General features: G+C 30.7%; 15 protein-coding genes and 1 tRNA gene. 4 read left to right on the top strand and 12 right to left on the bottom strand.

Annotated elements, in window-relative coordinates:
• Nucleotides 1-21: 21 nt before the first annotated feature.
• From EHE19_RS08080 to EHE19_RS08030, 11 genes are all read right to left on the bottom strand, one after another.
• Nucleotides 22-216, bottom strand: a complete 195-nt coding sequence (locus EHE19_RS08080; RefSeq protein WP_137696422.1) for a hypothetical protein — start codon at nucleotides 214-216, stop codon at nucleotides 22-24.
• Nucleotides 217-458: 242 nt separating this feature from the next.
• Nucleotides 459-535, bottom strand: a tRNA-Val gene (locus EHE19_RS08075).
• Between the two features lie 171 nt (nucleotides 536-706).
• A complete protein-coding gene (locus EHE19_RS08070) occupies nucleotides 707-1,504 on the bottom strand; it encodes a hypothetical protein (RefSeq protein WP_137696423.1) in 798 nt (265 codons plus the stop codon).
• A 196-nt stretch (nucleotides 1,505-1,700) separates the two neighbouring features.
• Complete coding sequence (locus EHE19_RS08065) at nucleotides 1,701-2,684, bottom strand: magnesium transporter CorA family protein (RefSeq protein WP_137696424.1); 984 nt, start codon at nucleotides 2,682-2,684, stop codon at nucleotides 1,701-1,703.
• 247 nt (nucleotides 2,685-2,931) lie between these two features.
• Entirely contained in the window at nucleotides 2,932-3,666 is a 735-nt protein-coding gene (gene ymfI / locus EHE19_RS08060) for an elongation factor P 5-aminopentanone reductase (protein WP_425314301.1), read from the bottom strand.
• Between the two features lie 285 nt (nucleotides 3,667-3,951).
• Nucleotides 3,952-4,536 (bottom strand): DJ-1/PfpI family protein, encoded by a 585-nt coding sequence (locus EHE19_RS08055; RefSeq protein WP_137696426.1) that lies wholly within the window; start codon nucleotides 4,534-4,536, stop codon nucleotides 3,952-3,954.
• A 329-nt stretch (nucleotides 4,537-4,865) separates the two neighbouring features.
• Nucleotides 4,866-5,126 carry a YkgJ family cysteine cluster protein gene (locus EHE19_RS08050; protein WP_137696427.1) on the bottom strand — a complete coding sequence of 87 codons (261 nt, stop codon included), beginning with the start codon at nucleotides 5,124-5,126 and terminating at the stop codon, nucleotides 4,866-4,868.
• Between the two features lie 28 nt (nucleotides 5,127-5,154).
• Complete coding sequence (locus EHE19_RS08045) at nucleotides 5,155-5,619, bottom strand: CYTH domain-containing protein (RefSeq protein ID WP_137696428.1); 465 nt, start codon at nucleotides 5,617-5,619, stop codon at nucleotides 5,155-5,157.
• Between the two features lie 270 nt (nucleotides 5,620-5,889).
• Nucleotides 5,890-6,333 carry a GatB/YqeY domain-containing protein gene (locus EHE19_RS08040; RefSeq protein WP_137696429.1) on the bottom strand — a complete coding sequence of 148 codons (444 nt, stop codon included), beginning with the start codon at nucleotides 6,331-6,333 and terminating at the stop codon, nucleotides 5,890-5,892.
• A 36-nt stretch (nucleotides 6,334-6,369) separates the two neighbouring features.
• A complete protein-coding gene (rpsU, locus tag EHE19_RS08035; RefSeq protein ID WP_004622093.1) occupies nucleotides 6,370-6,546 on the bottom strand; it encodes a 30S ribosomal protein S21 in 177 nt (58 codons plus the stop codon).
• A 165-nt stretch (nucleotides 6,547-6,711) separates the two neighbouring features.
• Nucleotides 6,712-7,056 (bottom strand): histidine triad nucleotide-binding protein, encoded by a 345-nt coding sequence (locus EHE19_RS08030; RefSeq protein WP_137696430.1) that lies wholly within the window; start codon nucleotides 7,054-7,056, stop codon nucleotides 6,712-6,714.
• Nucleotides 7,057-7,876: 820 nt separating this feature from the next.
• Between EHE19_RS08030 and argJ the strand changes: the two genes are divergently transcribed.
• From argJ to pnpS, 4 genes are all read left to right on the top strand, one after another.
• The gene (argJ, locus tag EHE19_RS08025; protein WP_137696431.1) at nucleotides 7,877-9,079 is read left to right on the top strand and encodes a bifunctional glutamate N-acetyltransferase/amino-acid acetyltransferase ArgJ; all 1,203 of its coding nucleotides are present in this window, start codon (nucleotides 7,877-7,879) and stop codon (nucleotides 9,077-9,079) included.
• Between the two features lie 423 nt (nucleotides 9,080-9,502).
• Nucleotides 9,503-9,919, top strand: a complete 417-nt coding sequence (locus tag EHE19_RS08020; protein ID WP_137696432.1) for a chemotaxis protein CheW — start codon at nucleotides 9,503-9,505, stop codon at nucleotides 9,917-9,919.
• Between the two features lie 1,140 nt (nucleotides 9,920-11,059).
• Entirely contained in the window at nucleotides 11,060-11,770 is a 711-nt protein-coding gene (locus EHE19_RS08015) for a response regulator (protein WP_137696433.1), read from the top strand.
• A 419-nt stretch (nucleotides 11,771-12,189) separates the two neighbouring features.
• Complete coding sequence (pnpS, locus tag EHE19_RS08010) at nucleotides 12,190-13,983, top strand: two-component system histidine kinase PnpS (protein WP_137696434.1); 1,794 nt, start codon at nucleotides 12,190-12,192, stop codon at nucleotides 13,981-13,983.
• Nucleotides 13,984-14,084: 101 nt separating this feature from the next.
• On the opposite strand, the gene EHE19_RS08005 is transcribed toward pnpS, so the two are convergent.
• Nucleotides 14,085-16,520 (bottom strand): glycoside hydrolase family 94 protein, encoded by a 2,436-nt coding sequence (locus EHE19_RS08005; protein WP_137696435.1) that lies wholly within the window; start codon nucleotides 16,518-16,520, stop codon nucleotides 14,085-14,087.
• Nucleotides 16,521-16,542: the final 22 nt, after the last annotated feature.

Raw genomic sequence — 16,542 nt, 5'->3', positions numbered from 1 at the left:
CTAACCTTGTAATCTATTAACCTAATATCTATTATTTGTCTTTTCATTTATGTAAATATCAAGTGCTTTAATACCTCTATTAGCAAGTTTTACAAATAAAATGAATCCATAAATCCCAACGCCTATTAATCCCAGAAGTAATATAATATTGAATAAACCAAATAAACAAATGCCATACTTTCTACCGCCTTCTAAATCATAATTAATTGTACTCATTTCAGTATACAGCATATTACGCTTTACAACAAATATATAATTTACAATCACATATAAATTTAAAAAACTCAGTTAAACTGTAATAAATCAACTAGTTATGCTAGTTTATTTTATACTAGTTTCAGGTAAATTACTTATTGCTAATAATGGTACACCAGTACAGCTTAGATAAATGGGATAATGGATACAGATTTTGTTTGATTATAATATAAATAAAAAAACTGCCTTAAGCAGTTTTTTATTGGTGGTCGTTACTGGGCTCGAACCAGTGACCCCTACCATGTCAAGGTAGTACTCTGACCAACTGAGCTAAACGACCTTTTGTTTTATAAGCAATATTTAATTCATACTTATAATTTGTAGACAAAATATCTAACTCTAACCAACTGTGCTAAACAGCCATTACATTATTTCATTAAAAGCAACTCACTTTTTAATAATATACAGGAAACCTATATATTGTCAATACCGTTCAAAACTATTGATATAATTATATTTGCGAAAATTTATTATTCTTTCGTTCTTCCTTATACTCCAAGTCCATGTAAAGTTGAACTATTAGTCTTTGTAAAATCAAACTTACAATAGTGCTGAAAAAAGAAGCTAAGCAAGCAGTTCCGAAAGAAGTTCCTGAGAATATCAATATCATTGGTAACTCAAAAACTAGAAAAAATCCAGCAAATACACTCAGTATCTGAGGCTTCTTACCTTTAGTTATCTCAGAACACGCTGTAATGGCATCTGGAACAGTTAATTTAATATCAAGAATATAACAATATCCAAAAACAAATATTATGTATGCAATTATACCTGGTATAAAGAAAAACATTGTTCCTATAGCTACCATTAAACCAAATATTATATTATAGGCAATAAGACGACCAATATGTTTAAATGCTCCTTTAAGGCTATCAATTGCTTTTAATGTCCTTCCTTTGATTTCACATATATATGAATACATGTACACAGAAAGAAGTAAATTTGAAATCAATTTTACTAATAATAATGTTATTAATATAGCAACAAATATATAAATAGCCTGCTCAGAAGGATATAATTCTTCTATGTCTGCATTAACCAAACCTGTAGTCAAAAATGAAGATAACAATTCTATATCATCCAAGGATATCAAATCCAAAAGCTTATACTGTATAAAGTTGCCAGCAATTTGAAAAATAAGAATCATTAAAAATATAGCCTTTACTAGACCCTCATTTTTCAATTTATAAAACTTAATACACTCTGGAAGATATTCAAAAAAATTTTTAATTTTTGAAGTATCGTTCATTATATAGAACCTCCCTCATATATGCCCACTAATTATACCAAATATTAGTTGTATATTCTTGCCATATATTGCCACATAAAATTATATATTAGCCATTATCTCCAAAGAGGCTAAACTCCATCAACATTTTAAAAAACTATTGGTCAAAATTCCATTTAAATTATATTTGGCAACATGCAACTGTAATTATATTAGTTTAAAACCATTTATTACGTTTAAAAACCATCAGTAAACCAATTATAGTCATTGGTACAAATATCATTCCAAAAACTATCCAGAATGCAAAGTTTATTTTTGCTAATGGAATTCCTTCAACATTCATTGAAAATAATCCGCTTACTAATGTCATTGGAAAAACTATAACCTGTAGAGTTGTAAATGTTCGCATTAAGTTATTCATTCTATGTGAAGTTAATGACTCATAGGTTGCATCAATGGCTTCCACTACTTCTTTATAGTTTTCTAGCATATCCCAAATCTTTTCAGCTTTATCTGTAATATCGTCAAAATACATTTCCATATCTTCAGGAAGATATCTCCTAATTGCCTTTTCCAATATCAATATAACAGGTCTAAGAGGCTTAAGTATTCTTCTGTAGTTAATTATTTGCATTTTTGCTATTGATATTTCTTCAAGCATAACTCTTTTTTGCTCTCTGAATATCTTTTTGTTTAAACCATCTAGCATATTACCTATCTTGTCCAGCATTGGAAAACAATAATCAAAAAGTCTCTTTATTATCTCATATAACAATAGCGCAGAGCCCTCAGCCATAAAATTCTCTCTTGCCTCTTGCTTTAAATTACACATATTTGAGAATGCAACTAAAGGCTTTAACTCTCCTTCATGCAATGTTATTAAATAATTGTGACCTAGAAAAATATCTATCTCTTCAGAGTCAAGTCTCATAGTATCCTTACGATATCTTGGAAAGTGCATTACTATAAAACAATAATCATCATATTCATCAACCTTTGAACGCTGATGCTCTGTTAAGCAATCCTCTAATGGCAACTCATGGAACTCATATTTTTTTTCAAGCATATCAATTTCTTTTTTAGTAGGTTTAGTAATGTCAATCCATGTAAGTCCATTGAAAGTAATTTGCTTTATTTCTGTTACAGCTTTTTCTATTTGCGGCGTTTGCTTTTTATCTTGAAAAAAAGATAGCGATAACATTAAAAGTCCTCCATTCATTGGGAGGACATACTTCTAGCCTTGTAGCAGTATTGAAGCCAAGCTGCACATAGCCCTCCCATAAATTATATAATTATGATAATAACTACTATGATACGGGTCCGCGCCCACTTGAATTCACCACCTTAATTATTAATTAATATTAGCACTAGCTTAGTATACTACTTATCATGTCTGAAATACAAGATATTTATTACTGAAATTTTCCTATGTATATTTTTATGCCTCGTTATATTAAAAACCCACCATTAGGACTAATTACCTGTCCAGTTATAAAATTTGCTTTTTCATGAGCTAAAAAGGCAATTGTCTCTGCAACATCAATGCATTTCCCTATTGTTCCAAGAGGTGTTTGATCTTTTAATTCCTCAATTGAATCCATATCTAAATCTGAATTCATATCAGTATCAATAACACCAGGCGCTACACAATTTACTTGTATACCAGAGGGGCCAAGTTCCTTAGCTAATGCCTTTGTTAGTCCAATAACAGCTGCTTTTGTTGCAGAATATAGAACTTCACAGGATGCTCCTGTTATTCCCCATATAGATGAGATATTTATTATTTTGCCTGATTTATTTCTTATCATAGCAGGCAACACACCTTGGCAGCATAAAAACATACCTTTAACATTTATATCAAACATATTATCCCATTCTTGTGTTGAGATATCTGTAAAAAGTCTCTGTTTTGCAATACCTGCATTATTAACTAATATATCAATATCTCCAAATTGCTTATTTACTGAATTTATCATGCTATCAACCTGCTCTTTGCAGCTCACATCGGCTTGTACAGCCATTACACTACATTTTTTCTCAAGCAATTCATTCATCAAACTAATTGCTGCTTCTTTGCTCTTATTATAGTTTATAACTACATTATAACCACTTTGGGCAAATAATTTCGCAGTTTCATAGCCAATTCCTTTTGATGCTCCAGTAATCAATACTGTTTTACACATTAAAATTTTCCTCCAAGTACTACATTAAATCGAGACAAGCATTTATATTCTCATACTTCGCAGCAGAACATATCTATTAAAACCTAGTAATACCAAGTATGTCATCGATATCAAATGAAAAATCAAACCAATTTACAATAGGAATTTTTATAAAATAAATAAGTTATATTAAAAGAATCCACTGGTAAACTTAAACATGTTCCAACTTTTTGATCTAAATCTAGTTTATTAACATTTATGTGTGAAGCTAGAATTATTCAAATTATTTTGATAGTTCTTCTCAAACTATTTATTATAGCAAGTTATAGTTTTAAAGAACTCCTGCTTATCAGAGTCGTCTTTAAACATACCAAAATAATCCGCGATTTCAATTGCAAAATCCACAAACGAAATTCCCTTAGAAGTAATTACATTTTTGTCCCGAACTACCCTTGTGTTAACAAAATTTTCTCTAGGAAAAGGATCATCTTCATTTCCAAAAGCTTCTCTTCTTGCTTGAGTCCATTCCACAATTGAAGTGGTATACTTAACATTTTTTAGTATACCTGCCTTTGCAAAATATCTAGGACCTGCACAAATAGCAGCAAGCAGCTTTCCACTATTATAGAAATCATTTATAAGGGTAAGAATTTCTTCTTTTACAACTGGATTCCATCCTCCTGGAATAATAAATCCAGCATAATCATCCGAAACAGCCTCTGCCACAGTAATATCAGGCATAAAAACCATTCCGCCCTTACTTTTTACAGGTCTTTTGTCATATGCACAAGTTACGATTTTCTTTGACAGTTCATGTCCAAGCAAATGAGTGGCATAAACCACTTCAAAATCTGCCATATCATCATACATAAATACTAAAATTTTATCCATTATAACCTCCTGAATAACTTAAAGTAGAAACAATTTAATAAAACTATATGTTGCTTGCTTTTATATCAATATTCAAATCTAATATCTCACTACTCAAAACAAATGTTTATGCAAATTCTTTCAAGTTACAAGTTATACGTTACAAGACAGCCAAAATCAACTAATTATTTTTTAATTAGTTCACCATCATAAAACATCTGTTATATTAACTAAAAAACAACTAATTATTTATTAATCAAAACACTATACAAAGCACTATGTCATATTCACTGAATATGTATAAAATACACAAGTAGCTTTTTAAACTAAAAAGAATTATATTTAATCAACTATCTTTTATGACTAGTTTGTTCTTCTAGCATGTTCAAATAAGCAATGGCTTCACTTTGAGAATGACCACACATTTCTTCCGATGGCATTAAAGCTGCACAGACTTTTGGCCTTTCAGTCTTACCAAATAGCTTACATCTATTTTGATCAGTAAGCTGAATACATCTCACTCCAGCAGGCTTACCATTTGGCATTCCGGGAATAGCTGATGATATTGAAGGTGAAATACAACAGGCACCACAGTTATCTCTACAGTCCATTCTTTTCCTCCCGCGTTGAGAAATATTACTACCAGCTTTTAAAAGGATTTTCTACAAGATTTGAATTGAAATATCTTATGTCAAATGTTATCTCATTTCCCACCCAATCTGGTTTTGCAAATGTCTGATGCTCGTTTTCTAACTCTATCTCAGCAGTAACAAGACCTTCATTTACACCTAAAAATTCATCAACAACCCACTTACAACCTTCATATGTCAAGAAGTATCTAAACTTTTCAATAATAGGTTGAATGCATAAATTATCAAGCATTCTTTCAGCATCCTGCATAGGAATTTTGTACTCATACTCTTCTCTGCTGCAAGACTTAGTCTTCCCTTTTACTGTCAAAAAACCTTGTCCATTAAAGCTCCTAACCCTAACTGTTCTTTCATAATCAACACTTAAATATCCTTGTTTAAATAAAGTTTTAGTGCCTGAACTTTTGTATTTATCATTTATAACAAGAAATTTTTTCTCTATTTCTGTAGCCATATATTGTCTCCTATAATTACTAATATAATTATATCTCATAAAGTTATATATATACAATAACCTAACTAATAAAGCAAGTTGGTAAGCAGAAAACTCAAACTTTTTAACAAGGAGGCAAATTCAATTCATGTTACAGTTTGCATTTCTGCTAACCCTGTTGTTTAGACTAATCCCTAATCCTACCGCTCAGTACATTTTATTACTGCAACACACCCAGTTTGCCTCACGTACTCGTACAGAAAAAGCCCGGTTATATAACCGAGCTCTTTCTTATCCTAATAATTTTTTAACTATTTGATTTACTAGTTTACCATCAGCTTTACCTTTAGTCTCAGGCAAAACCACCTGCATAACTTTTCCGATATCTTTTGCAGAAAGAGCACCAGTCGAAGAAATAGCGTTCTTTACAATAACTTCAATCTCTTCTTCACTCAACTGCTTCGGTAAATACTTTTTCAATACTTCAATTTCAGCTTTTAGATTATCTATAAGATCCTGTCTACCACTTTTTTCAAAGTCAGGTAAAGTTTCAACTCTCTTTTTAACCTCTTTAGCAATAATCTCAATTATAGCATCATCGTCTAGGGTAACCTTCGTGTCTTTTTCAACCTGAAGCACTGCCGACCTCGCCACTTGAATAGCTGTTTTTGAAGCTGTATTGCCATCCTTCATGGCTTCTTTTAAATCCTGAACTAACAAAGCTTTTAATGACATAACAAATATCTCCTGTAAACTACCATTGTCACAGTTTTATTTGAATTTTCTTTTTCTTGCAGCTTCAGATTTCTTTTTTCTCTTAACACTAGGCTTTTCGTAATGCTCTCTCTTTCTAACCTCAGCTAAAACACCTGACTTAGCACAAGATCTTTTAAACCTTTTAAGAGCACTATCTAAAGACTCATTCTCTTTAACTCTTACTTCAGACACAAAATTTCCCTCCCTCCGATAATAGCAATTGTGCCGGGAAAATAGCCGTAGTATGTTAACAACATACTATAGGGAATTATGCTAATTACAGCACACAGTATATTATATATTAATTTTCAAAATTGTGTCAACCATTATTTATAAAACACTTAAATAATAGTTAATCTAAAGTATTTTAGTGCTTAATTCTCTGCCGCCAATAATATGATAATGAAGATGCAAAACTGTCTGACCAGCATTTGGACCACAGTTATTAATAAGTCTATAGCCACTTTCAGCTACGCCAAGCTTTTTTGCTATTTCATTTACAGCTAAATGGATATCCTTCATAATATCAACATTCTCAGCGGTTAATTCATTATGAGAAGCAATATGCTGTTTTGGTACAATCAAAACATGTACTGGTGCTTCAGGTTCAATATCTAAAAATGCATAAACCTTGTCAGTTTCATAAACAGGTGTTGAAGGTACTTCCCTGTTTACTATTTTGCAAAATAAACAATCACTCATTACTTTTCCTCCTTAATTTATTTATATAAAAATAAAAAATTCAAAGTTTAAAATTCCAATAACTATGTACCAAATTGCTCCGATAAAGCCTACTAATTTAATTATGTATATTATAACCAAAAACACTGTTAAATTATAATCAAATTAATAATACCATCAATTAATTTTCTTTTCAATTTTATTTAGCATAACCTTTAATATTTTAACCTTTTGATGCTGTACTTATGGCAACCTGATTAATTATTGATGAACAATAATTACAAGAATCACAAACTTTTTTACATTTAAATTTCTTTAATGCCCAATATAGCCACAAAGATTGGCATTATTACTAATAATGACACTATTTAAATAAGTCTGATTGGCATTCTCCTATCTATTTATTTTCATTTCAAAAACAAATATTTTTCTTATGTTTTAATATATTTTACATATAATAACTATTTGATATTTTTAATCAATCATTATTACCTTTATATATAATATATTGATTTATTTTACAAATCAATAACTAACCATATGTATTATTTTTTTCATTACTGATGAAAGGACTATATATACACTATAAGCCAGATACTGTTATTCTAAGTCATTAAAACAATTTCTTCTAGGTAATTTTGTATAAATTGCATAATTATACATACATATATATAAAATATAATTGATTCATCATGCAAATTTATGTATAATTATACACATATATGTATCAAATATAATTGATTCATTAAGTAAATTTATGTATAATCTACATACAAATATTGTTTATAATAACAATATAACAAATTAATAAGGTTAATTTTATAGCCTATGGAGGTTAATTATGAATATTATAGAAGGTGGAGTTACTGCTCCTAAAGGTTTCAAAGCAACTGGTGTTGCTTGTGGCATTAAGAAAAACAATAAAAAAGATTTGGCAATTGTTTGCTCAGATGATACAGCAGTTGCCTCTGGTGTATTCACTACAAATGTTGTAAAAGGACATTCCCTTCAGGTTTCGATGGAACATATAAAAAACGGTTTTGCAAGAGCTATAGTAATTAACAGCGGCAATGCCAATGCCTGTGTAGGAGAAAGCGGCTATAATGATGCCAAGGATATGACTAAATTAGCTGCTGAACTGCTAAATTGTGAACCCGAAGATATTCTTGTAAATTCAACCGGAGTTATTGGTACAAAATTAAATATGCCAAATATTCGCTCAGGAATAAGATCTGCTGTCAATTCACTTAGTGCTGATGGAGGCTCCGATGCTGAAGAAGCAATTATGACAACAGATTTAGTACCAAAAGAAATTGCAGTTGAAATAGAACTTCAGGGTGAAAAGGTTCGTATTGGCGGTATGGCAAAAGGCTCTGGAATGATACATCCCAACATGGCTACAATGATTGGTATTATTACTACTGATGCTAATATTTCAAGAAGTCTGCTTGATAAGGCCCTTAAACATTGCGTAAGATCAACATTTAACAGAATATCTGTGGATGGTGACACCAGTGTCTGTGATTCAGTTTTTGTTTTGGCAAATGGATATGCCGATAATGATGCTATTGTAAAAGAGGATTATGAATATTCAGTGTTTGTAGATGCACTAATGTATGTTTGTACTTATTTGGCAAAATTAATAGCAAAGGATGGCGAAGGTGCTACTAAGCTTATTGAAGTTATAGTTGATGGAGCATTAGACGAAGATGATGCATATAAAGCAGTATCTGCAGTTGCTAAGTCCCCACTTGTAAAAACTGCAATATTCGGAGAAGATGCAAACTGGGGCAGAATTATTACTGCTGTAGGTTATTCTGGAGCCACCTTTGACCCAAATCTTACTGATATTCATTTAGGAAATCTTTTGGTTTGCAGAAATGGTTGTGCAGTTAATTTTGATGAAAATGCAGCTAAGGAAATATTAAAGAAAAAAGAAATCTTAATTAGAATTAATTTGAAAAGGGGCAATGTTTCTGATAGAATTTGGACCTGTGACTTTACTTATGATTATGTAAAAATTAACGGAAGCTACAGAAGTTAATTATGCTTTAAATTACAGACACAGTTCTATATTAATCAAAGACGAAAGACCAATCTTTATATTATTATTTACTGAAGTAAACCAATCGGCTTAGAGATGTATTTATAGCTGATTGGTTTATTTTATAATTATACAAAATTTCATATTACTATTTTTTACTTAAATATCCCAGTTAAAATAAGCTTGTAATAACTCCTTGAATTTTGACGCTATTTATAGATTATATAATTCAACATTCCCAGTTGAAAAGTCGTGGTGTTAAACTTATCATTGGAAAGTTGGATTATATATTAATTGACAAAATTCTTTTTTATCTGCCAATTTCATGAATATAAAAAAATAAATTGCCGATTTTTTCTTATGCTGATATAATAAAGTTTAAGGGTATGTTTTATCTATAGTTACTACTTAGGGGGTTTGCTTATGGCTACACAATTAGTTCTATTTAAAGTTAACAACGAAGTATTTGCCATTAATATTAATAGTGTAAATATTATTGAGAAAATTACTGATATTTACAAGGTGCCTGATACTCCGGTATATATTGAAGGACTAATTAATCTTAGAGGCAAGGTTCATACGGTTTTTAACGTGAGGAAAAAATTTGGTTATCCTCCAATTGAGTTTGATGAAAGTACTCGTATTATTATATTGAATCACCAATCGGTGGTTGGATTATTAGTTGATGAAGTATGTGAAATAATTAGTTATGAAGATTCAGATATAAAACCAGCACCAGAGCTTATTGCTGGTTTATCAGGTAAATTCTTTAGCGGAGTCGCTGAGAAAGATGGCAAAATTGTGCTTATTTTGGATTTAGAAAAGTTACTTGAAAAATAATATTATTTTGTGCTACTGAAAACTTATAAGTCTGCAAAATTTTAAGCTTCACACTCCTTTTATATAGCAGACAAAACAGTTCAGTAGCACTTTTTGTATTATAATTCAATCTTCGCACAAAAAGAAGTTTACTGGTGCAGTATATTTATTAATATATCATAATGTACTTAAACCGACATCGTATGGTTTTTCTGCAAAAAACTAAATAGCTTGCCGTTTTATACATCAGCCTGTCAATGGCAGTGAATAAACTGTAAATGTATCAAACTTTTATTTGCCTTTAAGGGACTGTTTAAACTATGTCTTAATGAAATGAATATCACTTGTTTCAATTGCAAAAAATTATTCTATAAGCAAGCTTATCATACAACTAATTTATTAATTATTTCCAATTATTATACTTTTTAAAGCTTCATTAGTATCTGTAATTTTGTAAACCCATTTAGTCAATTACTTATCACCTATTATTATGAAAATCTAACCTTCCGACAACATTAATCAGAAAAATAATACTATAAATTACTTATATTGTACTCATATATAAATTTTATCTATGCAAAAATTTTATTATGTTAATAATAACCCTATGAATATTGATACTATTAACACTAAGTTAACATAGAATTAAACCCACATTAAAACTGTACTGATATTATTGATTTAATTGGATAACAGAAATATTTTTGTGACATACTATTATTAAGTAATAGCGAAAGATTTAAACTCATCTTTGGAAATATCAAAGCCTTAAGAGATATTTTACAGTAAACAAGTATCTGACTTTATTAAACCATTGTTTACAGAGAATTAGCATTTATATTTATATAGTACTTAATATAATTAATGGTCTTTTTACTAACATAAAAAAGTTATGTTTTTGATGATTTGAATGTCTATAAGGAATATGATATATTTAAAACATATTGATGACCATACCACAAATTTTGTTGCATTGGTCATTTATAATAGAGTGAATGTGCGAATGATGAGCGGAAAATATTCGTTTAAGAGTTTTCCAGCTTCATACAATCTAGTGTCCGCCATCTAATATAATATATAGTGGCCGACAAAGACTATAATAGGTCACACAAGCATTTAGCACTAACTAAGGATTATAATCATTTTGATTTGGGGGAAATAATGTCTAAACATACTATCTTTGTTGTTGAAGATGAAATGCATATACAGCAGTTGATTAAATACAATCTTGAGTCAAACGGATTCAAGGTTAGTGTTTTTGATAACGGTGAAGATTTATTATCTAATTGCTTTGATAACACTCCAGACTTATTTATTCTGGATATTATGCTGCCAGGTATTGATGGTTTAGAGGTTTGCAAACGATTAAGACAAAATAATTCAACAAATGCTGTTCCAATAATTATGTTAACAGCTAAAAGTGAAGAATTTGATAAAGTATTAGGTTTAGAATTAGGCGCTGATGACTATATTACAAAACCCTTTAGTGTTAGAGAGTTATTAGCTAGAATAAAAGCTTTATTTAGAAGGGTAAATACTTCTAATGAGCAAAAGGTTGATACTATTATTTCCCATGCAGATATTACAATTAATTGTACAAGAAGAGAAGTTTACAAGGGAGACAAAATTATAGAAATGCCCCTAAAGGAATTTGAACTTTTAAAAATACTAATGAAAAATAAAGGTAAAGTTTTGTCTAGAGAGTATCTTCTTGATAAGGTATGGGGATTTGATTACTATGGGGAAACTAGAACTGTTGATGTACATATTCGCTATTTGAGACAAAAGATTGAAGAAAATGACGAAAATCCAACGCTTATTGAAACAGTTAGGGGCATAGGATATAGATTTAATGATAAGCAAAGTCCATAATGAAGTTAGTTATTATGGACTGAAAAAATAATTTTATCACAATAGTTACTATATATCAGTTACTTAGTTGATTTAACTCAATTTTTTATATAAATTTTATTAAATGTTCATTCTTATAATTGGAGTGTTGCTGAAACAACTGACTGAATCAGCAGTAGCTAATAGTCCATAAAAAATAAATTAATACAATTATTACTGACCCAATGTTCATTAATAAATTTGACTAACAAAATATATAATTGTAAATTGATGAATAATAATCGGAAGTTTAGGTTTGATACTAACCTCCATCAGCAGTTATATAATCACTTTGTAGGTTGTTGCTTAAAAAGAACTTGCATACTAAAAATATAAAGGGGGTTCATGGTTCATACAAGTAATTTATTATGACATTTCTATAACTTGATATGGACGTATTAATGAAGAATAAAATTGTAAAATACACAATTTTACTTGTAATAATAGCAATTACTATAGCAGGTATTTTTACCACTGCATTATCCAGATATTTTTATATATATGAAGTCAAAAACAATTGTGAAAACATAGCTATTTTATTAGCCTATCAAATAGAACAAAAATTAAATACAACCTCGGAAATCGAGTATAATAAGCTAGCTAATGATTATGCAAAGCTGCTATGCGAAAAAGATTCCAATACATCAAACTTTTCTCTTGCTACAAGAATAACTATAATAGACCATAATGGTAAAGTATTAGGTGATTCTGATTCAAGTGCTTTGGATATGGAAAATCATATGACTAGAAAAGAAATAAAAGACGCGCTTGAAGATAAATTAGGATTCGATGAGCGATTAAGCGAAACACTAAATCTTGACTATATATATGTTGCTTATTTTATTGAGAGCAAGAATATATTTGTAAGAGTTGCTGTTCCTGTCAATCAAATAAATTCAATAAATAACTCATTTTACCTATATACCATTATAGGTGTATTAGTAGGATTATTGCTTACATTGTTTATTTCTCTCAAGGTATCAAATATTCTTATATCTCCCTTAAATAAGCTTATAAATGTTACAAGAGAAATTGCCAGTGGTTACTACAAAAAAAGAGTGGAAATCTACTCTAATGATGAAATTGAAGAATTAGCATATATTTTTAATGAAATGGCAGATAAGCTTGACAATACACTATGTGGAATATTAGATAAAAATATAAGAATAGACACAATAATTAATAGTATGCGAGATGGAATAATTGCAATTGATACAAATTATAAAATATTGATTATTAATACTAGTGCTTGTGATATTTTTGGGGTTAGTTATGGTCCTGGAATTATTGGGAAAAACCTATTTGACATTACAAAAAATGCTAAAATCAATTCATTCTTAGAGGACACTATTCAAAATAATGTGGCTCTCACTGATGAAATTACTATATTTTCACCTAGAATGGTTAGTAATTTTATTTATAAAGTTTATACTAATCCAATAAAAAGCGCGGAGATTAATCATAAAAATGCTGGTGGTGTAATTACCCTGCATAATGTAACCTCTGTAAAAAAACTAGAACAAATTCGTACAGAGTTTGTTTCTAATGTTACCCATGAACTAAAAACTCCATTAACATCAATCAGAGGTTTTGTTGAAACCCTTAAAGATGGAGCAATCGATGATACTGCAGTTGCTTCAAAGTTTTTAGACATAATTGATATTGAGGCCGAGCGGCTTTACCACTTGATAAATGACATACTTCAATTATCTGAAATTGAAAGTATGAGAAATGACGAACAAGTTTCACAGAATAGGTTAAAGCTTATTGTTGATGAAGTTATACAATTATTAGAACCTTCAATATTAAAAAAGAAGATAAAGCTTCATGTCAATGTTAATCCCAACATAGTTATCTTAGTTAATAAGTACAGAATCAAACAGATGCTAATAAACTTAATTGATAATGCTATTAAGTACAATCATGAAAATGGCTCTATCTTTATAAATGCAAATAAATTGCATGGTACTACTACAATTTCAGTTAGAGATACTGGAATTGGTATTCCATCTATACATCAACCCAGAATATTTGAAAGGTTTTACAGGGTGGATAAAGGCCGTTCAAGAAATATGGGTGGAACTGGCTTAGGGCTTTCAATTGTAAAGCACATTGTTCACCTATATAACGGTGATATCAGCATTATTAGTGAACCTGACAAAGGTACAGAATTTATTGTAAAACTTCCCTTGTAATATATAAAAGCCAGAGGATTTGCCCTCTGGCTTTTATATTGAAGTTTTGTCAAACATATACATTGTATATTTTGTGCTTATATATCATGATTCCTATAAAATTAACCCATTACCACTTCAACATTGTGTACCTTTCCATCATCAAGAACAGGAATAATGTTACCTTCAATTTCTTTTCCGTCAAGAACAAGCTTTTTAACGCCCTTGCAAACATGGTTTGGATTAGTTACAGAAATTTCAAATGTAGCATTTCTAAACTTTCTACTTACTTTATAGCTATCCCAATCACTTGGAATACAAGGATCTATCATAAGTCCATTATAATCTGGCTTGATACCTAATATGTATTGTGATATAACAACGAAATTCCAAGCAGCAGTACCAGTGAGCCATGAGTTCTTTGCTTCACCTGGCTTAGCAGCATCCTTACCTGCTATCATTTGTGAGTAAACGTAAGGCTCTGTCTTATGGATATCACTTATATCTTCAATATAAGCAGGAGCTATTTTCTTATAATATTCAAAAGCTCTGTCTCCTCTTCCAATAACAGTTTCAGCAGCCATAATCCATGGATTATTATGACAGAAAATACCTGCATTTTCTTTATATCCTGCTGGATATGTTGATATTTCACCCATATTTATATAGTATTTAGTGAATGCAGGATTATTTAGTACTAAACCATATGGAGTATCTAGATATTTCTTTGCTGAGTCAAGAGCCTTTTCTACATAGCCTTCTTCAACACCTATTCCTGCCATTGAGCAGAAGCCTTGTGACTCAATAAATATCTTTCCTTCTTCATTTTCGTGACTTCCTATCTTTTGTCCAAAATCATCATATGCACGAATAAACCATTCGCCATCCCAACCATATTTGAGAACAGCTTCTTTCATCTTTTCAACTTCTTCTTGAGCTTTTTTAGCTTCATCAACGTTTCCTTTTAATTCACACAACTTAACATACTCTGGACCATATAACACAAACATACCAGCTATAAATACAGACTCTGCAACCTTTCCATCCTTACTGGTTGTTGTCTGGAAGGACTCACCTGGAGCGGTTGAGAAGCAATTTAAGTTGAGACAGTCATTCCAGTCAGCTCTACCAATTAAAGGTAAGCCATGAGGTCCTAAATTATTTACAACATGATAGAATGAACGCTTTAAGTGCTCAAGTAATGTTGCCTTATTATTTTCATCATTGTCAAAAGGAACCATCTCATCTAGTATGCCCATATCGCCAGTTTCTTTAATATAAGCAACTACACCTGCAATTAACCATAATGGATCATCATTAAAGTTTCCGCCAATTTCATCATTTCCTTTTTTAGTCAATGGCTGATATTGGTGATATGCTCCACCTGTCTCAAACTGTGTTGCAGCAATATCAAGTATTCTTTCTCTTGCTCTATCAGGAATCTGATGAACAAAGCCTAAGAGGTCCTGATTTGAATCTCTGAAGCCCATTCCTCTACCTATACCTGTTTCAAAATAAGAAGCACTTCGTGACATATTGAAAGTAACCATACATTGATACTGGTTCCATACATTAACCATTCTGCAAAGTTTTTCATCTTTATGTTCAAGCTTATATTGAGTTAAGAGATTATTCCAAGATTCCTTCAGTTCATCAAAAGCAGCCTGTACTGCAGCAGGATTACCTTTTTCCTCAATCATTGCATATGCTTTCTTTTTGTTAATTATACCCTTGCTTTCCCACTTATCATCTTCGTCATTTTCTACATATCCAAGTATGAAATCGTATTCCTTTTCCTCGCCTGGCTTTAAGTCAATAGTAATGCAATGAGATGCCATTGGTCCCCATCCATGAGCAATAGAATTTGTAGGCTCTCCGCTTATTGGTACTTGAGGATCATTAAATCCATTATAAAGACCAACAAAAGTATCTCTATCTGTATCAAATCCTGTAATATCAGCATTTACTGAATAGAAAGCAAAGTGATTTCTTCTCTCTTTATATTCAGTTTTATGATAAATTACTGACTTTTCAACTTCAACCTCACCAGTGCTTAAATTTCTTTGATAGTTTGTTTGGTCATCCTGAGCATTCCATAAGCAGAACTCAATGCATGAGAATAACTTCAAGCTCTTATCTTCACCTGTAGTATTCTTAATTCTCACTCTATGAATTTCACCATTAAAATTCAAAGGAACAAAGAATAATACTTCTGCGCTTATACCATTCTTGCTTCCAGTTATTTTAGTATAACCCATACCATGTCTGCACTCATAGCTATCTAACTCTGCTTTAACTGGTGACCAGCCTGGTGACCATAAAGTCCCATTATCATTAATATAGAAGTATCTTCCTCCCATATCTATTGGAACATTGTTATACCTATATCTTGTTATTCTGCGTAAACGCGCGTCCTTATAAAAACAATAGCCTCCAGCAGTGTTTGAAATCAATGAGAAAAACTCCTGAGTACCTAAATAATTTATCCAAGGATAAGGCGTTTTGGGAGTAGTGATAACATATTCTTTGTTTTGATCATCAAAAAATCCGTATTTCATGTTTTTATCTCCTCTTTATTAT

Origin of the sequence: Ruminiclostridium herbifermentans (genome assembly GCF_005473905.2) — a bacterium.
Taxonomy (GTDB): Bacteria; Bacillota; Clostridia; order Acetivibrionales; family DSM-1351; genus Ruminiclostridium; species Ruminiclostridium herbifermentans.
This window is presented reverse-complemented; position numbering and strand designations above follow the sequence as displayed.

What these genes read in the sequence shown, in the direction of transcription:
- EHE19_RS08080 (WP_137696422.1), bottom strand. Translation starts at nt 216, where the DNA reads ATGAGTACAATTAATTATGATTTAGAAGGCGGTAGAAAGTATGGCATT.
- EHE19_RS08070 (WP_137696423.1), bottom strand. Translation starts at nt 1,504, where the DNA reads ATGAACGATACTTCAAAAATTAAAAATTTTTTTGAATATCTTCCAGAG.
- EHE19_RS08065 (WP_137696424.1), bottom strand. Translation starts at nt 2,684, where the DNA reads ATGTTATCGCTATCTTTTTTTCAAGATAAAAAGCAAACGCCGCAAATA.
- ymfI (WP_425314301.1), bottom strand. Translation starts at nt 3,666, where the DNA reads ATGTGTAAAACAGTATTGATTACTGGAGCATCAAAAGGAATTGGCTAT.
- EHE19_RS08055 (WP_137696426.1), bottom strand. Translation starts at nt 4,536, where the DNA reads ATGGATAAAATTTTAGTATTTATGTATGATGATATGGCAGATTTTGAA.
- EHE19_RS08050 (WP_137696427.1), bottom strand. Translation starts at nt 5,126, where the DNA reads ATGGACTGTAGAGATAACTGTGGTGCCTGTTGTATTTCACCTTCAATA.
- EHE19_RS08045 (WP_137696428.1), bottom strand. Translation starts at nt 5,619, where the DNA reads ATGGCTACAGAAATAGAGAAAAAATTTCTTGTTATAAATGATAAATAC.
- EHE19_RS08040 (WP_137696429.1), bottom strand. Translation starts at nt 6,333, where the DNA reads ATGTCATTAAAAGCTTTGTTAGTTCAGGATTTAAAAGAAGCCATGAAG.
- EHE19_RS08030 (WP_137696430.1), bottom strand. Translation starts at nt 7,056, where the DNA reads ATGAGTGATTGTTTATTTTGCAAAATAGTAAACAGGGAAGTACCTTCA.
- argJ (WP_137696431.1), top strand. Translation starts at nt 7,877, where the DNA reads ATGAATATTATAGAAGGTGGAGTTACTGCTCCTAAAGGTTTCAAAGCA.
- EHE19_RS08020 (WP_137696432.1), top strand. Translation starts at nt 9,503, where the DNA reads ATGGCTACACAATTAGTTCTATTTAAAGTTAACAACGAAGTATTTGCC.
- EHE19_RS08015 (WP_137696433.1), top strand. Translation starts at nt 11,060, where the DNA reads ATGTCTAAACATACTATCTTTGTTGTTGAAGATGAAATGCATATACAG.
- pnpS (WP_137696434.1), top strand. Translation starts at nt 12,190, where the DNA reads ATGAAGAATAAAATTGTAAAATACACAATTTTACTTGTAATAATAGCA.
- EHE19_RS08005 (WP_137696435.1), bottom strand. Translation starts at nt 16,520, where the DNA reads ATGAAATACGGATTTTTTGATGATCAAAACAAAGAATATGTTATCACT.